This window comes from Vibrio sp. V04_P4A5T148 (assembly GCF_963875605.1).
GTDB classification, from domain to species: Bacteria; Pseudomonadota; Gammaproteobacteria; order Enterobacterales; family Vibrionaceae; genus Vibrio; species Vibrio anguillarum.
Genome location: NZ_CAWNMS010000036.1, coordinates 122652 through 140217, shown reverse-complemented (window position 1 = coordinate 140217; position 17566 = coordinate 122652). Strand labels below are relative to the sequence as shown.

Below are 17566 nucleotides of genomic sequence, written 5' to 3'. Positions count from 1 at the left end.
TGGGGCTGGCTTGTTCGAAATCCGGCGGCTTTGTTTTGGGAAAAAAAAAACCCGAATACATTATTTTTTCTTGCGGGGGGATTTTTTTCCCCGCTGGCGTCGGGGCGTCACTCATCTACTGGGCGATAGGTGAGCCGATGTATTACTTACAATCACCGCCGTTATTTGCCGAGCCTAATAGTTATCCTGCTGCGGCATGGGCCGTTACCTACTCTATTTTTCATTGGGGCATTACAGGCTGGGCGATTTACTGCTTTCCAGCGATTCCGTTTGCTTACGCATTTTATGTACAAAAAAAACGCACGTTAAAAGTTTCCAGTTTGTGTTCTTCGGTAGTGGGTGACCATCCTTTGGTGGCAAAAAGTATCGATCTATTGTCGATTTTTGGTACGTTGGCCGCGTTTGCTAGCTCGCTAGCCTTAACTGTGACCTTGGTCAGCGCCGGTGTGGCAGAGCTGTTACAAATTGAGAATAGCCTTGGCTTACAAGGTGCAATTATTGTGCTTTTTGTGGCTGCGTTAGTGGTTGTGATGGGGGTTGGTTTTAATCAAGGCATCAACATGATTTCTAACTGGACAGTCAGCATGGCGGTGTTGTTTGCCCTGTTTGTATTATTGGCGACTCAACCTTCTTTCATTCTTAATAGTTTCACTGACTCACTGGGCGTGATGTTGGATAATTTCTTTAGAATGTCATTGTGGACAGACCCTGTTCAGCAAAGTGGTTTTGCACAAGGCTGGACTCAGTACTATTGGTTTTGGTATTACGCGTACTTGATTATGATGGGCCTATTCATCACGCGAATTTCTCGTGGACGAACGATTCGTGAAGTGGTTTTGTACACCATCTCGATGGGCGCTTTGGGCTGCGCATTTTTTATCTCCATTTTTGGTGGCTATGCGGTGTGGGCTCAAATGCTGGGCGGTTTACCCGTTCAGGGCTGGATGACAGAAGGTGGCTTAACCTACGCAGTGGTTTCATTGATAAAAACCTTGCCTGGGGGAAATGGGGTGCTTGGGTTATTTCTGCTCATTCAGTTTTTATTGATGCTGACCACTATGTCCAGTGCGAGTGTTGCGACGGCGATGCTCACCACCAATGAATTGGCTTTGAATGGTGATCCCGATAACCGAGTAAAATTGCTTTGGGCCTGTGCGATTGGGCTGATCAGTTTAAGTGTATTTTTGGCTGGGGGAGGGATTGAAACCATTAAGTCGCTTTGTGTGGTCGCAGGCCTTCCTATGATGTTCATTTACGCCATCATGCTCAAAACCTTTTTACATACTTTAGGCATTTTGCCCAATCAGCATGAGCGGGAATCTGATCAAGAACCCGTGTTAATGAAAGTCACTTAAAGCAAGCCTTAACCTTATAGCGTTTAGAGCGTTTAGAGCGCTTAGCTTTATAGCGTTTAGCAAAACAAGCCAGCACGATGAAGATGCTGGCTTGTTGTATTGAAAGAAGACCAATGACTCTCTTTGAGGTTTAAATATTATTGAGAACCATGAAATGGGTCGAAAGTGGGGTGAAGTCGATCACCACATAGCTCTCTTGTTCGTTGACGAAGAGCGTCAGCGTTTGTTGATTTAGCGGGTCGAATAGAGTGTGCTCACCACAGGTTAACTGCCAATAAGTGGTCAATGCTTTAGGTAAATGCAGTTTTACGGTTTTGCCACTTGTGGCACTGAAGTTCGCGGCGATGATCAGCTTTTGTGACGGGTTAGAGCGAGCAAAAGCAAATAAGCCATCTTGTTGGTCGGAGAAGTGTTCGACATTGGCGGCGTACAGATCATGATATTCACCGGTCAGTGCGGGGCTCTGTTTGACTAAATTCAGTAATGTTGAGTAGAAATGGCGCAGCTGCTTCTCGCTCTCGTTTAATTGGCCACCATCAAATGCGCCGTTATTCATCCATTTTTGGTGTTGTGGAACACCGATATAGTCAAAAATAGAGGTGCGAGAAGGCTGGCCAAAGCCGGCATGTTCCGCTCCCGGTTCGCCCACTTCTTGCCCAAAATAAAGCAAGGTTGGTGAGCTGGATAAACAGGCTGAAATCAACATGGCTGGGCGTGCTTTATGTGCTTCCCCTGCAAATTCAGGCGAGGCAATTCTCTGCTCGTCATGGTTTTCCAAGAAATGCAGCATGTGATGCTCAATGTCGCGCAGTTGATATTCAATACGACCAATCTCTTTGGTAGAGCCGTGTCCTTGCATGATGGCTTTGAGACTATCGTAAAGGTCGACTTTGTCGTACAGATAGTCCATTTTCCCGAGCTGGATGTAATCGCGGTATAAATTTGGCTGATACACCTCTGCCATTAAAAAAGCATCGGGGGTTTGTAGTTTAATTGCCGAGTTGAGATAGCTCCAAAATTCAATCGGTACCATTTCGGCCATATCATAACGAAAGCCATCCACGCCTTTATCGATCCAATAAAGAACGATATCCCGAAATTTACGCCATGAATCCGGGACACTTTTGTCTTGCCAGAAAACGGCGTGTTCAAGGTGAGGTAGGAAACGGTATTGCTGCGGAAGCTCGGCAAAATCTTTGCTTCCATCCGGTTTGATGCCGTAGTTTATTTTGACGGTTTCATACCAATCATCGATGTTCGGCTTGGCTAAACGAGATCCATTGCCTGTCCATTTTGCGGGGTGTTCGTAAAACGGGGTGGCTAAATCTGGGTGGCATTCACCGCCCAACGGTAGCAATGAGGTGGGAATATCTGGCAGTTTAAAGGAGGTGTTGGGTAGGTAATAGAAGTTATTGTCCCTGGCGTATTGCACACTGGTATCATCATTTTCACCAAAATCATTGACTCCGACAGGGTTATTGAGCCCTTGATATTGGCGCGCCACGTGGTTAGGGACAATGTCGATGATGACTTTCATACTCGCTTGGTGTGTACGCTTAATCAAGGCTTCAAATTCGTGATTACGCTGAGCTGGGTCGTCGGCTAAATCAGGGTTTATCGAATAGTAGTCTTTAATGGCGTAAGGCGAGCCCGCTCTACCTTTGACAACACTTGGGTGATCATTCTCTATTCCCCATGCACGGTAATCACCCACCAGTGCGTGATGTAAAACACCGGTATACCAAATATGAGTGATCCCAAGTTGATGAATTGCATTGAGTGCATCGTCAGTGAAGTCACTTAATTTACCGACGCCATTTTGTTCTTTCGTTGCCCAAGGTGTGTAGCAACAGTTTGTATTACCGAATAAGCGCGTGAAAACTTGATAGATAGTGTATTTGTTGTAAGCCATAACGTGTCAACCTAAGCGATGATGGGATGCGAGAAATAGGAGATGAGTTGCAGGCTAATAGAAGTTGATGAAGACAGAATCATCCTTGGGTAGTGATTTTGGGGCGTAGAGAGAAAGAAGGCGTAAAAGTGTGATGCGGGAATGGTTTAGTCAACAAAATCCCACCGGGCGGTGGGATTTGTAAAGAAGCATTATGCTTATGAGCGTTTTTCTTGTTTAGGGCGAGGGCTACGACGCGGTGCACTTGAGTGCTCGTTATCACGCTTTTTCAAGTGGTAATTTAAAATGGAAATAGGCACGTCTTTTTTCGGTGTGAAACCTTCAATTTCTTTACGCACAAGCAAATGTCCTAAGCGGCTTTCAATCATGCACAAGTTTTTAAAATCATCGCGTGATACGAGAGAAATTGCTTCACCGGTTGCACCAGCACGACCGGTTCGTCCAATACGGTGAATGTAGTTCTCCGCAGGATAAGGCAAGTCGTAATTCACCACTCTTTCTAAGTTGTCAATATCAATACCGCGCGCGGCAACGCCCGTTGCAATCAAAAATTGCAGTTTACCTGCTTTGAAATCGGCTAATAATTTTTCACGAACTTCTTGGCTACGGCCACTGTGAAACGCCTCTGCCGCAATGCCACGCTTTTCCAGTTGGCTCGCCAGCTTTGCCGCACCGTGTTTGGTTTCGATGAAAATCATCGCCTGTTGCCATTGGTTTTCAGTAATCAAATGGCTCAGTAGTGCAGATTTTTGATCTTTATCGACAGTGATAATCCACTGCTCGATTTGATTTGGTGTGCGGTTGTAACCAGCGACATCAATTTCAATCGGATCATTAATGGCTGATTTGGCCAACTCGCGCACTGGGCGAGAAAGGGTCGCCGAAAACAGCAAGTTCTGACGGTTTAGTGGCAGGCGATCAACAATTTTATTGATGTCTTCAATGAAACCCATGTCGAGCATGCGGTCAGCTTCATCCATCACCAACACTTCAAGCTCATCAAAATGAACGGCGCGTTGGCCATACATATCAAGCAAGCGCCCCGGCGTGGCGATCAAAATATCCACCCCTTCAATCAAGCGTTGTTTTTGTTTTTGCGAATCGACACCGCCGTACATCGCAAGGCAGGTTAAGGGCAGATACTTGGCGTATTGAGTGACGTTCTCTTCCACTTGCAGAGCCAATTCGCGAGTGGGCGCTAAAATTAATGCGCGAACACGTTTGGCGCGCTGAGTTGTTCCTTGACTAAGCATCTGCAAAATGGGCAGTACAAAGCTAGCGGTTTTACCCGTGCCGGTTTGCGCTGCCGCAATGACATTTTTACCCGTCAAAATGGCAGGGATTGCCTGTTCTTGAATCGGTGTTGGGGCAGAATAGCCGAGTTCGTGAACGGCTTTTAAGATTGGATCGCTCAATCCTAGGTTGGAAAATGGCATGCGGGCTCTCAGAGTTAAAAAGTCAAAACAGTTAGCAAGCGATGGCTTTCTCATCGTAAGGCGCTACGCCCTAATACTTTGAGTGCAACTCATCGCAAATTCGGCGCATTCTAGCATGAACTTTTCAAATGCGGTGAGATACCTCAGTGTCAGCGATTGTCTCCTTATTCAGAATAGCGCCTCGTTGCCGAGTCACTAATATGAGATACCAATAAGATTGTTATCAATGAGTGCAGGGAGTTGGATTGGCATCACAGAGCTTTTAGAACAAGTGGGATCTATTTTCGATATATTAACCTTACTTATTTGTCAGGGAATAGATTCATGGAATATCAGCAGCTACCGATTCAGTATACTGTGGTGAGTGCGTTAAAATTAGTCCAAAAAAATTGGCTGACTCTCATGCTGCAATCTTCACCTTTTTTGGTGGTGAATCTCTATTTCACGATTGGTGTTGTTGACCTTGATGATCCACAACAGTTGTTCACATTAACGAATGTGATTGTTTATGTGCTTTATACGGTAACGGCGGCGATGGCGACAGTGCGCTTGCATCGTTTGGTTCTGCTGGGTGAAAAATCTTGCCGTTTGAGCACGATTTTTTATTTAAGTTCGCGTGAATTGCGCTTTATTGGATGGTGGGCTGCTTTAGGCGCTATGCTGTTTGCCATTCTAATCATACCCATGTTTATCATTGGCTCGCTGGCAAATATAGTGACTATGCCAATGTGGTTAATCCAGCTTTGTACCTATGCCGCAATGCTGCCTATTGGTTGGTTTATCTCCCGCTGGTCATTAGTTTTGCCAGCAACAGCACTAGATCATCAACCTAGAGGTTTGAGTGTCGCGTGGCAAATGTCAAAGCCCCACGCCAAAGCACTATTTGTGCTGATAGGTGTGATCCCCATGCTTATCAACGCACTACTACAGCCCTTGTTTAATCTGCATTTTCTGCCATTGACATTACTATTGTCACTCGTCTGGTTAGTGGTTTGTGCGGTTGAGATTTGTGTGTTGTCGCTCAGCTTTCAGTGGATTGTGCAGCGAGAAGCGATTACCCAGAACCAAGAGTTACGCATTCCTGAATTTACCGCTTAAACAAGCCCTGTATTCACACAGGGCTTGATGAGGATTGAACGGTATTACTATTCACAAGGTGGTGATAGGTGGATTAACGCTAAGCCGCCTAATGAGGTTTCACGATATTTCCGATTCATGTCTTTCCCCGTCTGGTACATGGTCTCAATCACTTTATCTAGAGAAATTAAGCATTTGCTGGTCCGTTTTAGGGCCATGCGTGAAGCGTTAATCGCTTTCACGGCTCCCATTGCATTGCGTTCGATGCAAGGGACTTGAACTAAGCCACCCATTGGGTCGCATGTCATACCCAATGAATGCTCCATGGCAATTTCAGCCGCCATGCAAATTTGTTCGTTGCTACCACCTCTTAGAGCGGTCAACCCTGCCGCTGCCATTGAGGAAGAGACTCCAATCTCCCCTTGACAGCCTACTTCGGCCCCCGAAATAGAAGCATTGGTTTTGTACAAAATACCAATAGCGCCAGCCACGGCGAGAAAATCTTTCAACTGCTTAGTGTCAAGCTCTCGGATAAAGCGGTGGTAATACATTAATACGGCGGGTATCACTCCTGCCGCGCCATTGGTTGGCGAGGTAACCACTTGCCCTCCCGCTGCATTTTCTTCACTGACCGCGAAAGCAAACAGGTTAATCCAGTCCATGATCTCCATTGGGTCACTTTCAATCGCCGCGTTAGCTTCCAGCTTTTTGAGCAGTGCTGGTGCGCGGCGCGTGACATGCAACCCACCTTCGAGAATGCCTTCCGTTTCAAAGCCGCGCTGCATGCAGAGCGACATCACTTTCCAAATTTGATCGGCTTTGTGGTTAATCGTTTCAAGGTCATGAAACGCTATTTCATTGCGCAAAACGAGACTGCCTAAACTTAAGCCATGTTTTTCGGCTTTAAAGAGTAATTCATCAGCTGAAGTAAAAGGAAATTCGACCTCCACGGGTGCATTTGCACTACCGTGTTCCAACTCTTTGGCGGTAGCAACAAAACCGCCTCCCACCGAGTAGTAAGTTTCAAAGGCTAACGTTTCTCCTTGCGCTCCAAAAGCGGTAATCGTCATACCATTTTCATGTAAGGGAAGATTAGTATTTTGGAAGAGGAGGTCAGTTTTTAGCTGGAATGGAATGAGCTTTTTTCCCGCTAAATTAAGCTCACCGTGTTCAATAGCATGCGCTAGCGCTTGATTGGCGCTGGTGATTTTGATGGTGTCAGGCTTATTGCCCAGCAGACCTAATATCACGGCCCGATCAGTGTGGTGGCCACGTCCTGTAAGTGATAATGAACCGTAAAGGTCAATCTGCACTCTTGCCACTTGCGTTAAATCAGCAATGATTTGGCTAAATTGATAGCCTGCAATCATTGGCCCATTGGTGTGTGAGCTAGAAGGGCCCACACCAATTTTAAAAATATCAAAAATGGATAACATCGACTTCACCTTGAATGTGACCTGTAATAGGTGACAACTTTGCCTAATAATACCCTAGTCTAGAGCTCAAGTATTTGCTAACGTGCAAAAGTCTAACCAAAACCATATTATGAGGACTTCGCATGTCGATTTGGGATCAAGTAACACTGCACACTCGCTATGGTGAATTACCCTCGGTTTTTTATTCTCAAGTGAACCCAGCGCCTTTAGACAATGTGCGTTGGGTTGCTTGGAATGCCTCACTGGCTGGCGATTTGTCTTTACCAACACAACCTAATGATGAGCTACTGCACAGCCTGTCTGGCCAAGTTATTCCCACGCAATTTAAGCCATTAGCGATGAAATACGCGGGCCATCAATTTGGTATTTATAACCCTGATTTAGGTGATGGCCGTGGGTTACTGTTGGCCGAAATCGAGAGTAAAACGGGGGAAGTGTATGATCTGCATTTGAAAGGTGCAGGGCTTACGCCTTATTCGCGTATGGGGGATGGCCGCGCCGTACTGCGCTCCACTATTCGTGAATACTTGTGTAGCGAGGCGATGGCGGGTCTTGGGATTGCGACCACAAGAGCATTAGCGATGATGAGCAGTGACACGCCTGTTTATCGAGAAAAACAAGAGCGAGGTGCGCTGCTGGTACGTGTAGCGCAGAACCATATTCGCTTTGGCCATTTTGAACATTTTTTCTATACCAACCAATTAGCAGAGCAAAAGCAACTGGCTGATAAAGTGATTGAGTGGCATTACCCTGATTGCCTTACACAAGAAAAACCTTATGCGGCCATGTTTAGTCACATTGTTGAGCGTACTGCTAAGATGATTGCCGATTGGCAAGCGGTTGGATTTGCCCATGGTGTGATGAATACCGACAACATGTCTATCCTCGGTCAAACCTTTGACTACGGTCCTTTTGCTTTTCTCGACGATTATGAACCGACTTATATTGGCAATCACTCCGATTATCAAGGCCGCTACGCGTTTGATCAGCAGCCGCGTGTGGCGTTGTGGAACCTGTCCGCTTTAGCACATGCATTGTCACCGTTAGTTGAAAGAAGCGATCTGGAAGCGGCTCTCGCTCAGTTTGAAGCGCAGCTCGGCCGTTATTTTAGCCAGCAAATGCGTTGTAAATTGGGGGTGTTGGCCTCTCTGTCCGGTGATTCTGTGTTGTTTGAGCAAATGTTTGAGTTATTAACCAAAAATCACACCGACTACACTCGCTTTTTCCGGCAACTATCCAACTTGGATCGAGAAGGGGAGCAACCTGTATTGGATCTCTTCATTGACCGCGCTGCCGCTCAGTCTTGGCTTGAACAGTATCTGGCTCGTTGTGAGCGAGAAATCGACAGTTCGGGGAACGCAATTTCGATTGAGCAGCGCTGCGCAGAGATGAGAAAAGTGAATCCGAAATATATTTTGCGTAATTATTTGGCTCAACAAGCGATTGATAAAGCAGAACAGGGTGATTACCAACAAGTGCACCAATTAGCACAATTGTTAGCCAACCCTTATGCCGAGCAACCGGAAAAGAGTCATTTTGCCCAGCTTCCTCCTGAATGGGGGAAAAAAATGGAAATCAGTTGTTCCTCATAAGTAACGCATTTTGTGATCTCTATCTAGACAGAATTCAAACTTTACATAAATATCAATAATCAAAAAAATGACCTATAGCTACACTAGGCCGATCAGTTGAAAATATGGATAGTGGACATGCAGGCAAGAACGCGCATTCTAGTCGTGGATGATGACGAAGAGATTCGGCAATTATTAGATGAGTACTTGACGAAGTCTGGTTTTGATATCGTCACCACCGCGGATGGCATCGAGCTATTAGCCTATTTGGAACGTAACAGTTATCCCGATCTTATTTTGTTGGATGTGATGATGCCCGGAGACGATGGTTTTACTTTATGCCAAAAAATCCGTCGTCATTCGAACGTTCCTATCATTATGTTGACCGCGGTTTCTGATGAAACTGACCAAATCATTGGTTTAGAAATTGGCGCGGATGATTATGTGGCGAAACCTTTTAACCCGCGTCAGTTAATGGCGCGCATCAAGGCTTTGCTGCGCCGGGTACAAGTCAATGATGAAAAAACAACCGATGCGTTGCCCAAACAAATTACGTTTGGTGATTGGCAGCTCGATACCTTGTCACACCGAATTACACATCTAGAGCGTGCCGATGAGCATGACTTGTCGGGCAGTGATTTTGCACTACTGATGCTGTTTTTAACCCGGCCTAAGGAAGTGCTTGATCGCGATACCATCTCATTTGCTACTCGTGGACGTGAAGCGCTCCCTTTTGAGCGAGGTATCGACGTGCAACTTAGCCGTTTACGTCAGCGATTGGGTGATAGTGCAAAATACCCTCACTATATTAAAACCATGCGTGGCAACGGTTATATTCTGGCCGTTCCGGTCAGTTACGGCCATTAAAAATGACGCTAAGACGTCTCTTTTCACGCTTAAAACCCAACTCTCTTGTCTCACGAACACTGCTGCTGACTTTGTTGGCGGTGGTGATAGCGCAGGGCATTGCAACGGCGATTTGGTACAGCCAATCTAAACAAAAAGAGTTGGAAGGGATCAGTTCCGTTTCTTCTAGCATGGCTGGTATGTTTGCTTCCACCGTGACCTTTTTTCAATCACTACCCGTCAAGTATCGGCATATCGTGCTGGATCAAATTCGCAATATGGGGGGAACCCGTTTTTTTGTCTCATTCAATAAAGAGCCATTGACTGTGGAGCCGATTATCGATACGCCGCTCAAGCGAGCTTCAGTCGACGCGGTGAGGGAAGTGTTGCAACAAAAGCTCAATAACGTTGAGAGTATTCAAGTTGAATTTACCAAACCAGAACATTTGCGGTTACTAAAAAACGATATTTTTCTCAGCGACTTACCCAAGTCGTGGGCCTACCATACACTCACACTTGAACCGCTAAACCCGCCAGTGCTGGTGGTGCAAATTGAACTCTCAAGCCATGAATGGGTTTACGTGGCGGCGCTACTTCCCGCTCCATACGTGAAATTGGATGACACTCTACTAAGAAAAGAGCAGATCTTATTTCTCTTTTTTTCCACCACCATTTTGTTAGCGTTGACCTACTTGCTTATGCGCCGCCAAGTTCGGCCACTGAGAAATTTAGCCAAAGCGGCGAATGAGATGAGTATGGATATTGCCCAGCGTCCCTTGCGTGAAGAGGGGGCGACAGAATTGATCACTGCGACCCGCGCATTCAATCGTATGCAGCAACGAATTCGACGTTACGTGGCCGATAGAGAGCATCTGTTTTCTGCCATCTCTCATGATTTAAAAACACCCATCACCCGCTTACGCCTAAGGGCTGAATTGCTCGAAAGCGATGTTAAGCGCGAAAAATTTAACCGCGATCTCGATGAGCTAGAGATGATGGTTAAAGGGGCATTGCAGTGCGTGCGAGATACCGATTTACACGAAAATAACAGCAGTATTGATCTCAATGAGATGATTCAGACGATTGCTGAAGGGTACAACTTAACTCGCCAAGTGGTCCATTTTACGCCTACACAGCTTGAACCGATAATCGCTAAGCCTTTAGCTATTCAACGAGTATTGACAAACTTGATTGGCAATGGTGTGAAGTATGGTCAGCAAGTGTGGGTGAAGTTGGAAGAAAATCCAGAGTGGGTGGTTATCACCATTCAAGACCAAGGCCTGGGGATCCCGATAGATAAATTAGAAGCGGTCTTTGAGCCCTATTTTCGCCTTGCCGATGATGACCAAGGCCACGGTCTTGGTCTTGGAATATGCCGAAGTATTTTACATGGACACGGCGGAGATCTCATTTTACGCAATCCAGCTCACGGTGGTCTGGAAGCACAAGTCTTTATCCCACCTACGTTAGCGGTGTAGTGTAACGCTTTCGTTACGTTAAAATTACGGTTTGTTTCAACGAAAAAAATTTTCTTTGATTAGACTAGTAGGTAAACGATCAGCACTTTAATGGTTAATAAAAGTTTGCGAATCAGGTTTGCCGAATCAAAACCAAGGAAGATGATGATGAAATTTAATAACACTCTGCTTGCTTTATCTTTCCTCTCTGCCTCTTTCATCCCTTCGACTCACGCTGGTGAAGTGGAAGTACTCCATTGGTGGACTTCCGGTGGTGAAGCCAAGTCGATAGCTGTGCTCACCGAAATGTTGGAGCAGCAAGGCCATAGTTGGAAAGATTTCGCTGTCGCAGGTGGTGGTGGTGAAAGTGCCATGACGGTATTGAAAACGCGCGCGGTGTCGGGTAACCCACCGTCGGCGGCTCAAATTAAAGGACACGATATTCAAGAATGGGCGGGGCTTGGTTTTCTCACGAATCTTAATGATGTAGCCAAACAGGGTGGTTGGGATGAAGTCGTACCACCGATGATCACCAATGTCATGAAGTGGAATGACCAGTATGTGGCCGTGCCAGTTAACGTGCATCGCGTCAACTGGTTGTGGGTTAACCCTGCGGTACTAGCTAAAGTGGGTGCTAAAGTGCCAACTACGTTAGACGAGTTTTTTGTTGCGGGCGATAAGATCAAAGCCGCGGGTTATGTGCCACTGGCGCACGGTGGCCAACCTTGGCAAGACGCGACGGTTTTTGAAGCGGTGGCGTTGAGCGTTCTTGGCTCACAAGATTACGTGAAAGCGTTTGTTGAGCTCGATATGGCTGTGCTCGCGGGCGACAAAATGGTTGACGTGTTCAGCCAGTTTAAAAAAGTTCATGACTACATTGATGTTAACTCTCCAGGCCGTGATTGGAACGTTGCGACTTCAATGGTGATAAATGGTGAAGCGGCGATGCAGATCATGGGCGACTGGGCAAAAGGGGAGTTTACCGCTGCGGGCAAAGTTGCGGGTAAAGATTACCTGTGCGTGGCCGCGCCAGGTACGGCCGATCAATTTATCCATAATGTCGATAGTTTTGTCTTTTTTGAGCTAACTGATGCAGACAATAAGCAGGCGCAAAAAGCGCTAGCCGCCACGATCCTAGATCCTAAATTCCAAGAGGTATTTAACCTCAACAAAGGCTCGATCCCGGTACGCACAGATATGAATATGTCAAAATTTGACCAGTGCGCGTTGGACTCAATGGCGGCCTTTAAAGCGACGGCTAAGTCCAACAACCTTGTGCCCAGTATTGCCCATGGTATGTCGACAACCAGCTATGCCCAAGGCGCGATTTTTGATGTCGTAACGAACTTCTTCAATGATCCGAAAGCGGATCCAAAACAAGCAGCACAAAAACTAGCGAAAGCGGTGAAAGCTGCGATGTAGCCCTAACCCCCAGAGTGGGTAGGTTTTTTAGCCTGCCTGCTCACCCTCTTCTTGTAGCACACCACTTTCTGTGTGCTACTAACATAATCTGTCGGTTCTAACCAATTAGCGCGCTCTCCGATAAAGAGCTCGGGGGGAGTGCCCAAACTAGGCTTGCTGTTTGGGCGGAGGGTGCGCTTCCTTCCCGTTTCACATTTTTTGTCATTCTCATCGCCGCCCTTTGATGGATTTAGCTGGGTGTCATTTCCCACCCAAAATTCATATTCCTTGGGTCATTTTCTACCCATTTTTGCTTTCTATCATAAGATTCTATGGGTTGTTGTTAACTGAATAGCTGGTGACACCTTATGGTTACTGGCTTGTTAATGGAATGTGTCATGTTGGCTTGTTAATGGAATGTGTCATGTTGGCTTGTTAATTGCCTTATAGAAAACAACCAGCACCCATTGATGGGGCTGATATGTTCAATCAAGGAGAATAATAATGTTAAAGCCACTGACTTTGCTGACCGCTTCCATTCTTGCTGTAACCAGTTTTAATGCGGCCGCAAATTGCGACCCCGGCGAAATCGTCATTAAGTTTAGCCACGTCACGAATACAGATAAGCACCCTAAAGGTATTGCGGCTTCGCTGCTTGAAGAGCGTGTTAATAAGGAGATGAATGGTAAGGCTTGCCTACAAGTTTTCCCTAATTCAACCTTATACGATGACGACAAAGTATTGGAAGCCATGCTAAACGGCGATGTGCAGCTAGCGGCGCCTTCATTATCAAAATTTGAAAAATTCACCAAAAAATTCCGTATTTTTGACCTGCCATTCCTATTTGAGGATGTGGACGCAGTTGACCGTTTCCAAAACTCAGCTGACGGTGAAAAACTAAAGAATTCAATGACACGTCGTGGTGTGAAAGGGTTGGAATTTTGGCATAACGGTATGAAACAGATGTCAGCCAATAAACCTCTACTCGTTCCGGCGGATGCAAAAGGATTAAAGTTCCGCGTGCAAGCATCTGATGTACTGGTGGCTCAGTTTGAGCAGCTTGGTGCAAACCCGCAAAAAATGTCTTTTGCAGAAGTGTATGGCGGTTTGCAAACTAAAGTTATTGATGGTCAAGAAAATACATGGTCCAACATTTACGGTAAGAAATTCTTTGAAGTGCAAGATGGCATTACCGAAACCGATCACGGCATTTTGGACTACCTAGTGGTGACATCGAGCAAGTGGTGGGACAGCCTGCCAGCCGACGTGCGTGACCAGTTCGCGACCATTTTAAAAGAAGTCACTGAAGCGCGTAATGCGGAATCAAATAAAGTCGAGCTCCAAAATAGACAATACGTGTTGGAAGCCGGAGGCGTGATCCGCACTCTCACACCTGAACAGCGCCAGCAATGGGTTACAACGCTCAAGCCTGTGTGGCAGAAATTTGAAAAAGACATCGGTTCAGATTTGATTGAGGCAGCGCTGGCTTCAAACAAATAATCAGCCTCCAACCCCACCTTGCGTGGTGGGGTTGGACTCAACGCGTTTATTGCTCGTCTCATTGATAACTAACCTGAAGCCGTGCGGTGACCTTGAGTCAATTCCGATAATTACTATGAGAGCGATGTATCACATGGAACACTCTTTTTTCTCTAAAGTCGGCCGATTTACCGATGCGATTGAAGAAATGCTGATTGCATTCTTCTTGGGCTCGATGACCTTATTAACGTTCGTTAACGTTGTTTATCGCTATGTTTTTAACGGCAACATTTTATGGGCATTGGAATTAACCGTGTTCATGTTTGCATGGATGGTACTGGTTGGTGCGTCCTATGGGGTAAAGAAACACTTTCACATCGGAGTTGATGTGGTTATTAACATGGTGCCTGCAACCATGCGAAAAGTATCTGCACTGGTCGCGGTGGCTTGTTGTTTAACCTTTTCTATTTTACTGCTCATCGGTTCGTGGAATTACTGGTATCCGTTTGCGACTGAGCGTGCTTGGTATGAAACCGACGATATTCCTATGCCGGAAATGCTGCAATTTCTCTCCGATTGGCTCAATGAAGGGGAGCGCTATGAAAAAATGCCGCGCTTTATTCCATACATGGCATTGCCTATCGGAATGGGATTACTCACTTTTCGCTTTTTACAAATCGCCTATCAAATTCTCAGCGGTAAGTTAGACAGAATGATTTCTGGCCATGAAGCCGAGGAAGATCTTGAAGCGCTGAAAGCGGAAATGGCACAAGTGAGCGAGACCATGTTAGAGCCGAACCGCGAAGCGACCCCGCCTATTGATTCTCGCAAGGAGCGTTAATTCATGGATATTTTACTGCTGTTTGTTATGGTCATCGGCTTTATGCTAGTCGGTGTACCCATTGCTATCTCGCTCGGATTATCCAGCGTTCTGTTCCTACTTTGGCACTCCGATACTTCTTTAGCGTCAGTGGCTCAAACCTTGTTTAACGCTTTTGAAGGCCATTACACTTTGCTTGCGATTCCATTTTTTATTTTGGCTTCCAGCTTTATGTCAACCGGAGGTGTGGCAAAACGCATTATCCGTTTCGCTATCGCTATGGTGGGTTGGTTTCGGGGAGGGCTGGCGATTGCTTCGGTAGTGGCCTGTATGATGTTTGCAGCGCTGTCAGGTTCTTCACCGGCGACAGTGGTGGCGATCGGCAGTATTGTTATTGCCGGAATGGTTAAAAATGGCTACAGCAAAGAGTTTGCCGCTGGGGTTATTTGTAATGCTGGCACATTGGGCATCTTGATCCCACCTTCGATTGTGATGGTCGTGTACGCAGCCGCGACCGATGTATCGGTAGGGCGCATGTTTTTAGGCGGTGTGATCCCAGGTTTATTAGCGGGTTTGATGCTGATTGTTGCTATCTACATTTTTGCACGAATTAAAAACCTGCCGAAACAACCTTTTGTGGGTTGGAAAGAAGCGGTCTTCGCCGCCAAAGATGCCAGCTGGGGTTTGTTGCTGGTGGTGATCATTCTCGGCGGGATTTACGGTGGTATCTTTACGCCAACCGAAGCGGCTGCGGTGGCAGCGGTATACGCTTTCTTGATTGCCAATTTTGTTTACAAAGATATGGGGCCTTTCGCCGACAAAGAAAATACCAAACCTGCCTTGGTCAAAATCGTGCAAGCCTTTTTCCATAAAGATACGCAAGCGACTTTGTTTGATGCAGGCAAACTGACCATCATGCTGCTGTTTATTATCGCCAATGCATTGATATTGAAACATGTTCTGACCGAAGAGCGCATTCCGCAAATTATTGCCGAATCGATGCTTTCCGCCGGTCTCGGGCCTATAACATTTTTGATTGTAGTCAACATATTACTGCTACTTGGTGGTCAGTTTATGGAGCCATCAGGGCTGCTGATCATTGTTGCTCCATTGGTCTTCCCCATCGCCATCGCACTCGGTATTGACCCCATTCACCTTGGGATAATGATGGTGGTGAACATGGAAATAGGGATGATCACACCGCCCGTCGGGTTAAACTTGTTTGTCACCGCAGGGGTAGCCAAAATGTCGATGATGAATGTGGTGAAAGCGGCGCTACCGTGGGTGGCGATTATGTTCCTATTTTTGATGATTGTGACCTACGTGCCTTGGATTTCCACTTGGTTACCAACCACCTTAATGGGGCCGGAAATCATCACTAAGTAACCAAAATGCTGACCTGAAATTTCTATGGCTGCGGTATGTTATTAGAGCTCTATATTTTATAGAGCTCTTTGTCTAATCCGTAACGCTGCATTTTGTCGTACAACGTTTTACGCGGTACGTTGAGTCTTTCCATTGTTTCATTGATACGCCCACCACACTCAATCAATGCTTGTTCAATCACTGATTTTTCAAATTCGGCCACTTGTTCGACTAAATGGGTGGGTAACTTTTGTGATGGCTCGCTGTCGCCTAACTGAGCCAGTTTCCCCAATAGCACATAGCGCTCTGCGGCGTTGCGTAGTTCGCGCACGTTTCCCGGCCAGTCATGGCTGATTAAGCGCTGCATTTCAGGTTGAGAGAGTGCGGTTGCCGCTTTACCGTAACGAGCCGCGGCCACTAACAAAAAGTGATGGAAAAGCGCAGGAATATCCTCTTTACGTTGGCGAAGTGGTGGAATATCTAATGTGACAATGTTTAAGCGATAGTAAAGATCTTGACGAAAGGTGCCTGCTTGAGCTGCTTGCTTTAAATCGACTTTTGTTGCGGCGATGACTCGAATATCCAGAGGGATCAAGGTATTGGATCCAACTCGTTCAATGACTCTTTCTTGCAATACGCGTAATAAACGAATTTGCGCCTGCATCGGCATTGATTCAATCTCATCCAGAAATAAGGTGCCGCCTTGTGCATGTTCAAATTTGCCAATGCGTTTGGTTTCAGCGCCAGTAAAGGCGCCTTTTTCATGGACGTAAAGTTCACTTTCTATCAAATTTTCAGGCACTGCGCCGCAGTTCAGTGCGACGAAATTGAGCTCGCGGCGAGAACTCTGCTCATGTAACGAGCGAGCAACCAGCTCCTTTCCTGTGCCAGTTTCGCCAAACAGTAGAATGTCAGCCTGAGTGTCGGCGACATGAGTGATGGTGTCCCTTAACGCTTGGATGTTGCCAGTATTACCGATAATGCGTGGTCCAAGAGTTTGGCTCGCTTTTAAGCTGCGTTTTAGCTGCTGATTTTCTAACGTTAAGTGGCGTTTTTCTATCGCGCGGTGGATGGTTTCTATCAAGCGTTCAGTAGCAAAAGGTTTTTCGATAAAATCGTATGCGCCATCGTGCATCGCTTGTACGGCCATCGAAATATCGCCATGTCCTGTGATCAAAATAACAGGGACCTCAGCATCTTGATGATGAATCGAGTTGAGTAAGCTCTGGCCACTGAGGCCAGGTAAGCAAATATCGCTCACCACCACAAGAGGCAGCCCGTCTGCTTTGGCCGCCAGTAAAGCTTCTTCCGCACTGGAAAATAACCGCGCTGTGAGGTCGGCGAGCTCGAAACTTTGCGCAATGGCGATACGGATATCCGCCTCATCATCGATAAAAAATACATCACACAT

General features: G+C 46.3%; 13 protein-coding genes. 9 read left to right on the top strand and 4 right to left on the bottom strand.

The window, feature by feature from the left end:
* Positions 1-1355: BCCT family transporter (locus AACT18_RS07635; protein WP_094146640.1), on the top strand; the 1355-nt coding region annotated here is incomplete at its 5' end.
* 130 nt (positions 1356-1485) lie between these two features.
* Here the strand turns inward: AACT18_RS07635 and AACT18_RS07630 are convergent.
* Both AACT18_RS07630 and AACT18_RS07625 read right to left on the bottom strand, forming a co-directional pair.
* A complete protein-coding gene (locus AACT18_RS07630) occupies positions 1486-3267 on the bottom strand; it encodes an alpha-amylase family protein (protein WP_094125700.1) in 1782 nt (593 codons plus the stop codon).
* Positions 3268-3464: 197 nt separating this feature from the next.
* Positions 3465-4703, bottom strand: coding sequence for a DEAD/DEAH box helicase (locus AACT18_RS07625; protein WP_026028635.1), 1239 nt, complete (start codon positions 4701-4703; stop codon positions 3465-3467).
* Between the two features lie 324 nt (positions 4704-5027).
* Between AACT18_RS07625 and AACT18_RS07620 the strand changes: the two genes are divergently transcribed.
* Entirely contained in the window at positions 5028-5801 is a 774-nt protein-coding gene (locus AACT18_RS07620; protein WP_019280838.1) for a hypothetical protein, read from the top strand.
* Positions 5802-5848: 47 nt separating this feature from the next.
* On the opposite strand, the gene AACT18_RS07615 is transcribed toward AACT18_RS07620, so the two are convergent.
* A complete protein-coding gene (locus tag AACT18_RS07615; protein ID WP_029189727.1) occupies positions 5849-7216 on the bottom strand; it encodes an L-serine ammonia-lyase in 1368 nt (455 codons plus the stop codon).
* A gap of 122 nt (positions 7217-7338) precedes the next feature.
* Here AACT18_RS07615 and AACT18_RS07610 point away from each other — a divergent pair, with 122 nt between their 5' ends.
* The 7 genes from AACT18_RS07610 (at position 7339) to AACT18_RS07580 (ending at position 16176) form a co-directional block, all read left to right on the top strand.
* Entirely contained in the window at positions 7339-8808 is a 1470-nt protein-coding gene (locus AACT18_RS07610) for a protein adenylyltransferase SelO (protein WP_094125699.1), read from the top strand.
* Between the two features lie 117 nt (positions 8809-8925).
* The gene (locus AACT18_RS07605; protein WP_026028047.1) at positions 8926-9654 is read left to right on the top strand and encodes a response regulator; all 729 of its coding nucleotides are present in this window, start codon (positions 8926-8928) and stop codon (positions 9652-9654) included.
* A gap of 2 nt (positions 9655-9656) precedes the next feature.
* On the top strand, positions 9657-11111 hold the full coding sequence (locus tag AACT18_RS07600) for an ATP-binding protein (RefSeq protein WP_094125698.1): 1455 nt from the start codon (positions 9657-9659) through the stop codon (positions 11109-11111).
* A 147-nt stretch (positions 11112-11258) separates the two neighbouring features.
* Positions 11259-12512 carry an ABC transporter substrate-binding protein gene (locus AACT18_RS07595; protein ID WP_094125697.1) on the top strand — a complete coding sequence of 418 codons (1254 nt, stop codon included), beginning with the start codon at positions 11259-11261 and terminating at the stop codon, positions 12510-12512.
* A gap of 483 nt (positions 12513-12995) precedes the next feature.
* Entirely contained in the window at positions 12996-13991 is a 996-nt protein-coding gene (locus AACT18_RS07590; protein WP_017044592.1) for a TRAP transporter substrate-binding protein, read from the top strand.
* Positions 13992-14124: 133 nt separating this feature from the next.
* Positions 14125-14811: a TRAP transporter small permease gene (locus tag AACT18_RS07585; RefSeq protein ID WP_026028632.1), complete on the top strand. Its 687-nt coding sequence runs from the start codon at positions 14125-14127 to the stop codon at positions 14809-14811.
* Positions 14812-14814: 3 nt separating this feature from the next.
* Positions 14815-16176: a TRAP transporter large permease gene (locus AACT18_RS07580; protein ID WP_094125696.1), complete on the top strand. Its 1362-nt coding sequence runs from the start codon at positions 14815-14817 to the stop codon at positions 16174-16176.
* 49 nt (positions 16177-16225) lie between these two features.
* Here AACT18_RS07580 and AACT18_RS07575 read toward each other — a convergent pair whose 3' ends face one another.
* Positions 16226-17566 (bottom strand): sigma-54-dependent transcriptional regulator, encoded by a 1341-nt coding sequence (locus AACT18_RS07575; protein WP_094125695.1) that lies wholly within the window; start codon positions 17564-17566, stop codon positions 16226-16228.

Excerpts from the sequence above, each read along its gene's own strand:
- AACT18_RS07630 (WP_094125700.1), bottom strand. The coding sequence starts at position 3,267 with ATGGCTTACAACAAATACACTATCTATCAAGTTTTCACGCGCTTATTC.
- AACT18_RS07625 (WP_026028635.1), bottom strand. The coding sequence starts at position 4,703 with ATGCCATTTTCCAACCTAGGATTGAGCGATCCAATCTTAAAAGCCGTT.
- AACT18_RS07620 (WP_019280838.1), top strand. The coding sequence starts at position 5,028 with ATGGAATATCAGCAGCTACCGATTCAGTATACTGTGGTGAGTGCGTTA.
- AACT18_RS07615 (WP_029189727.1), bottom strand. The coding sequence starts at position 7,216 with ATGTTATCCATTTTTGATATTTTTAAAATTGGTGTGGGCCCTTCTAGC.
- AACT18_RS07610 (WP_094125699.1), top strand. The coding sequence starts at position 7,339 with ATGTCGATTTGGGATCAAGTAACACTGCACACTCGCTATGGTGAATTA.
- AACT18_RS07605 (WP_026028047.1), top strand. The coding sequence starts at position 8,926 with ATGCAGGCAAGAACGCGCATTCTAGTCGTGGATGATGACGAAGAGATT.
- AACT18_RS07600 (WP_094125698.1), top strand. The coding sequence starts at position 9,657 with ATGACGCTAAGACGTCTCTTTTCACGCTTAAAACCCAACTCTCTTGTC.
- AACT18_RS07595 (WP_094125697.1), top strand. The coding sequence starts at position 11,259 with ATGAAATTTAATAACACTCTGCTTGCTTTATCTTTCCTCTCTGCCTCT.
- AACT18_RS07590 (WP_017044592.1), top strand. The coding sequence starts at position 12,996 with ATGTTAAAGCCACTGACTTTGCTGACCGCTTCCATTCTTGCTGTAACC.
- AACT18_RS07585 (WP_026028632.1), top strand. The coding sequence starts at position 14,125 with ATGGAACACTCTTTTTTCTCTAAAGTCGGCCGATTTACCGATGCGATT.
- AACT18_RS07580 (WP_094125696.1), top strand. The coding sequence starts at position 14,815 with ATGGATATTTTACTGCTGTTTGTTATGGTCATCGGCTTTATGCTAGTC.
- AACT18_RS07575 (WP_094125695.1), bottom strand. The coding sequence starts at position 17,566 with ATGTGTGATGTATTTTTTATCGATGATGAGGCGGATATCCGTATCGCC.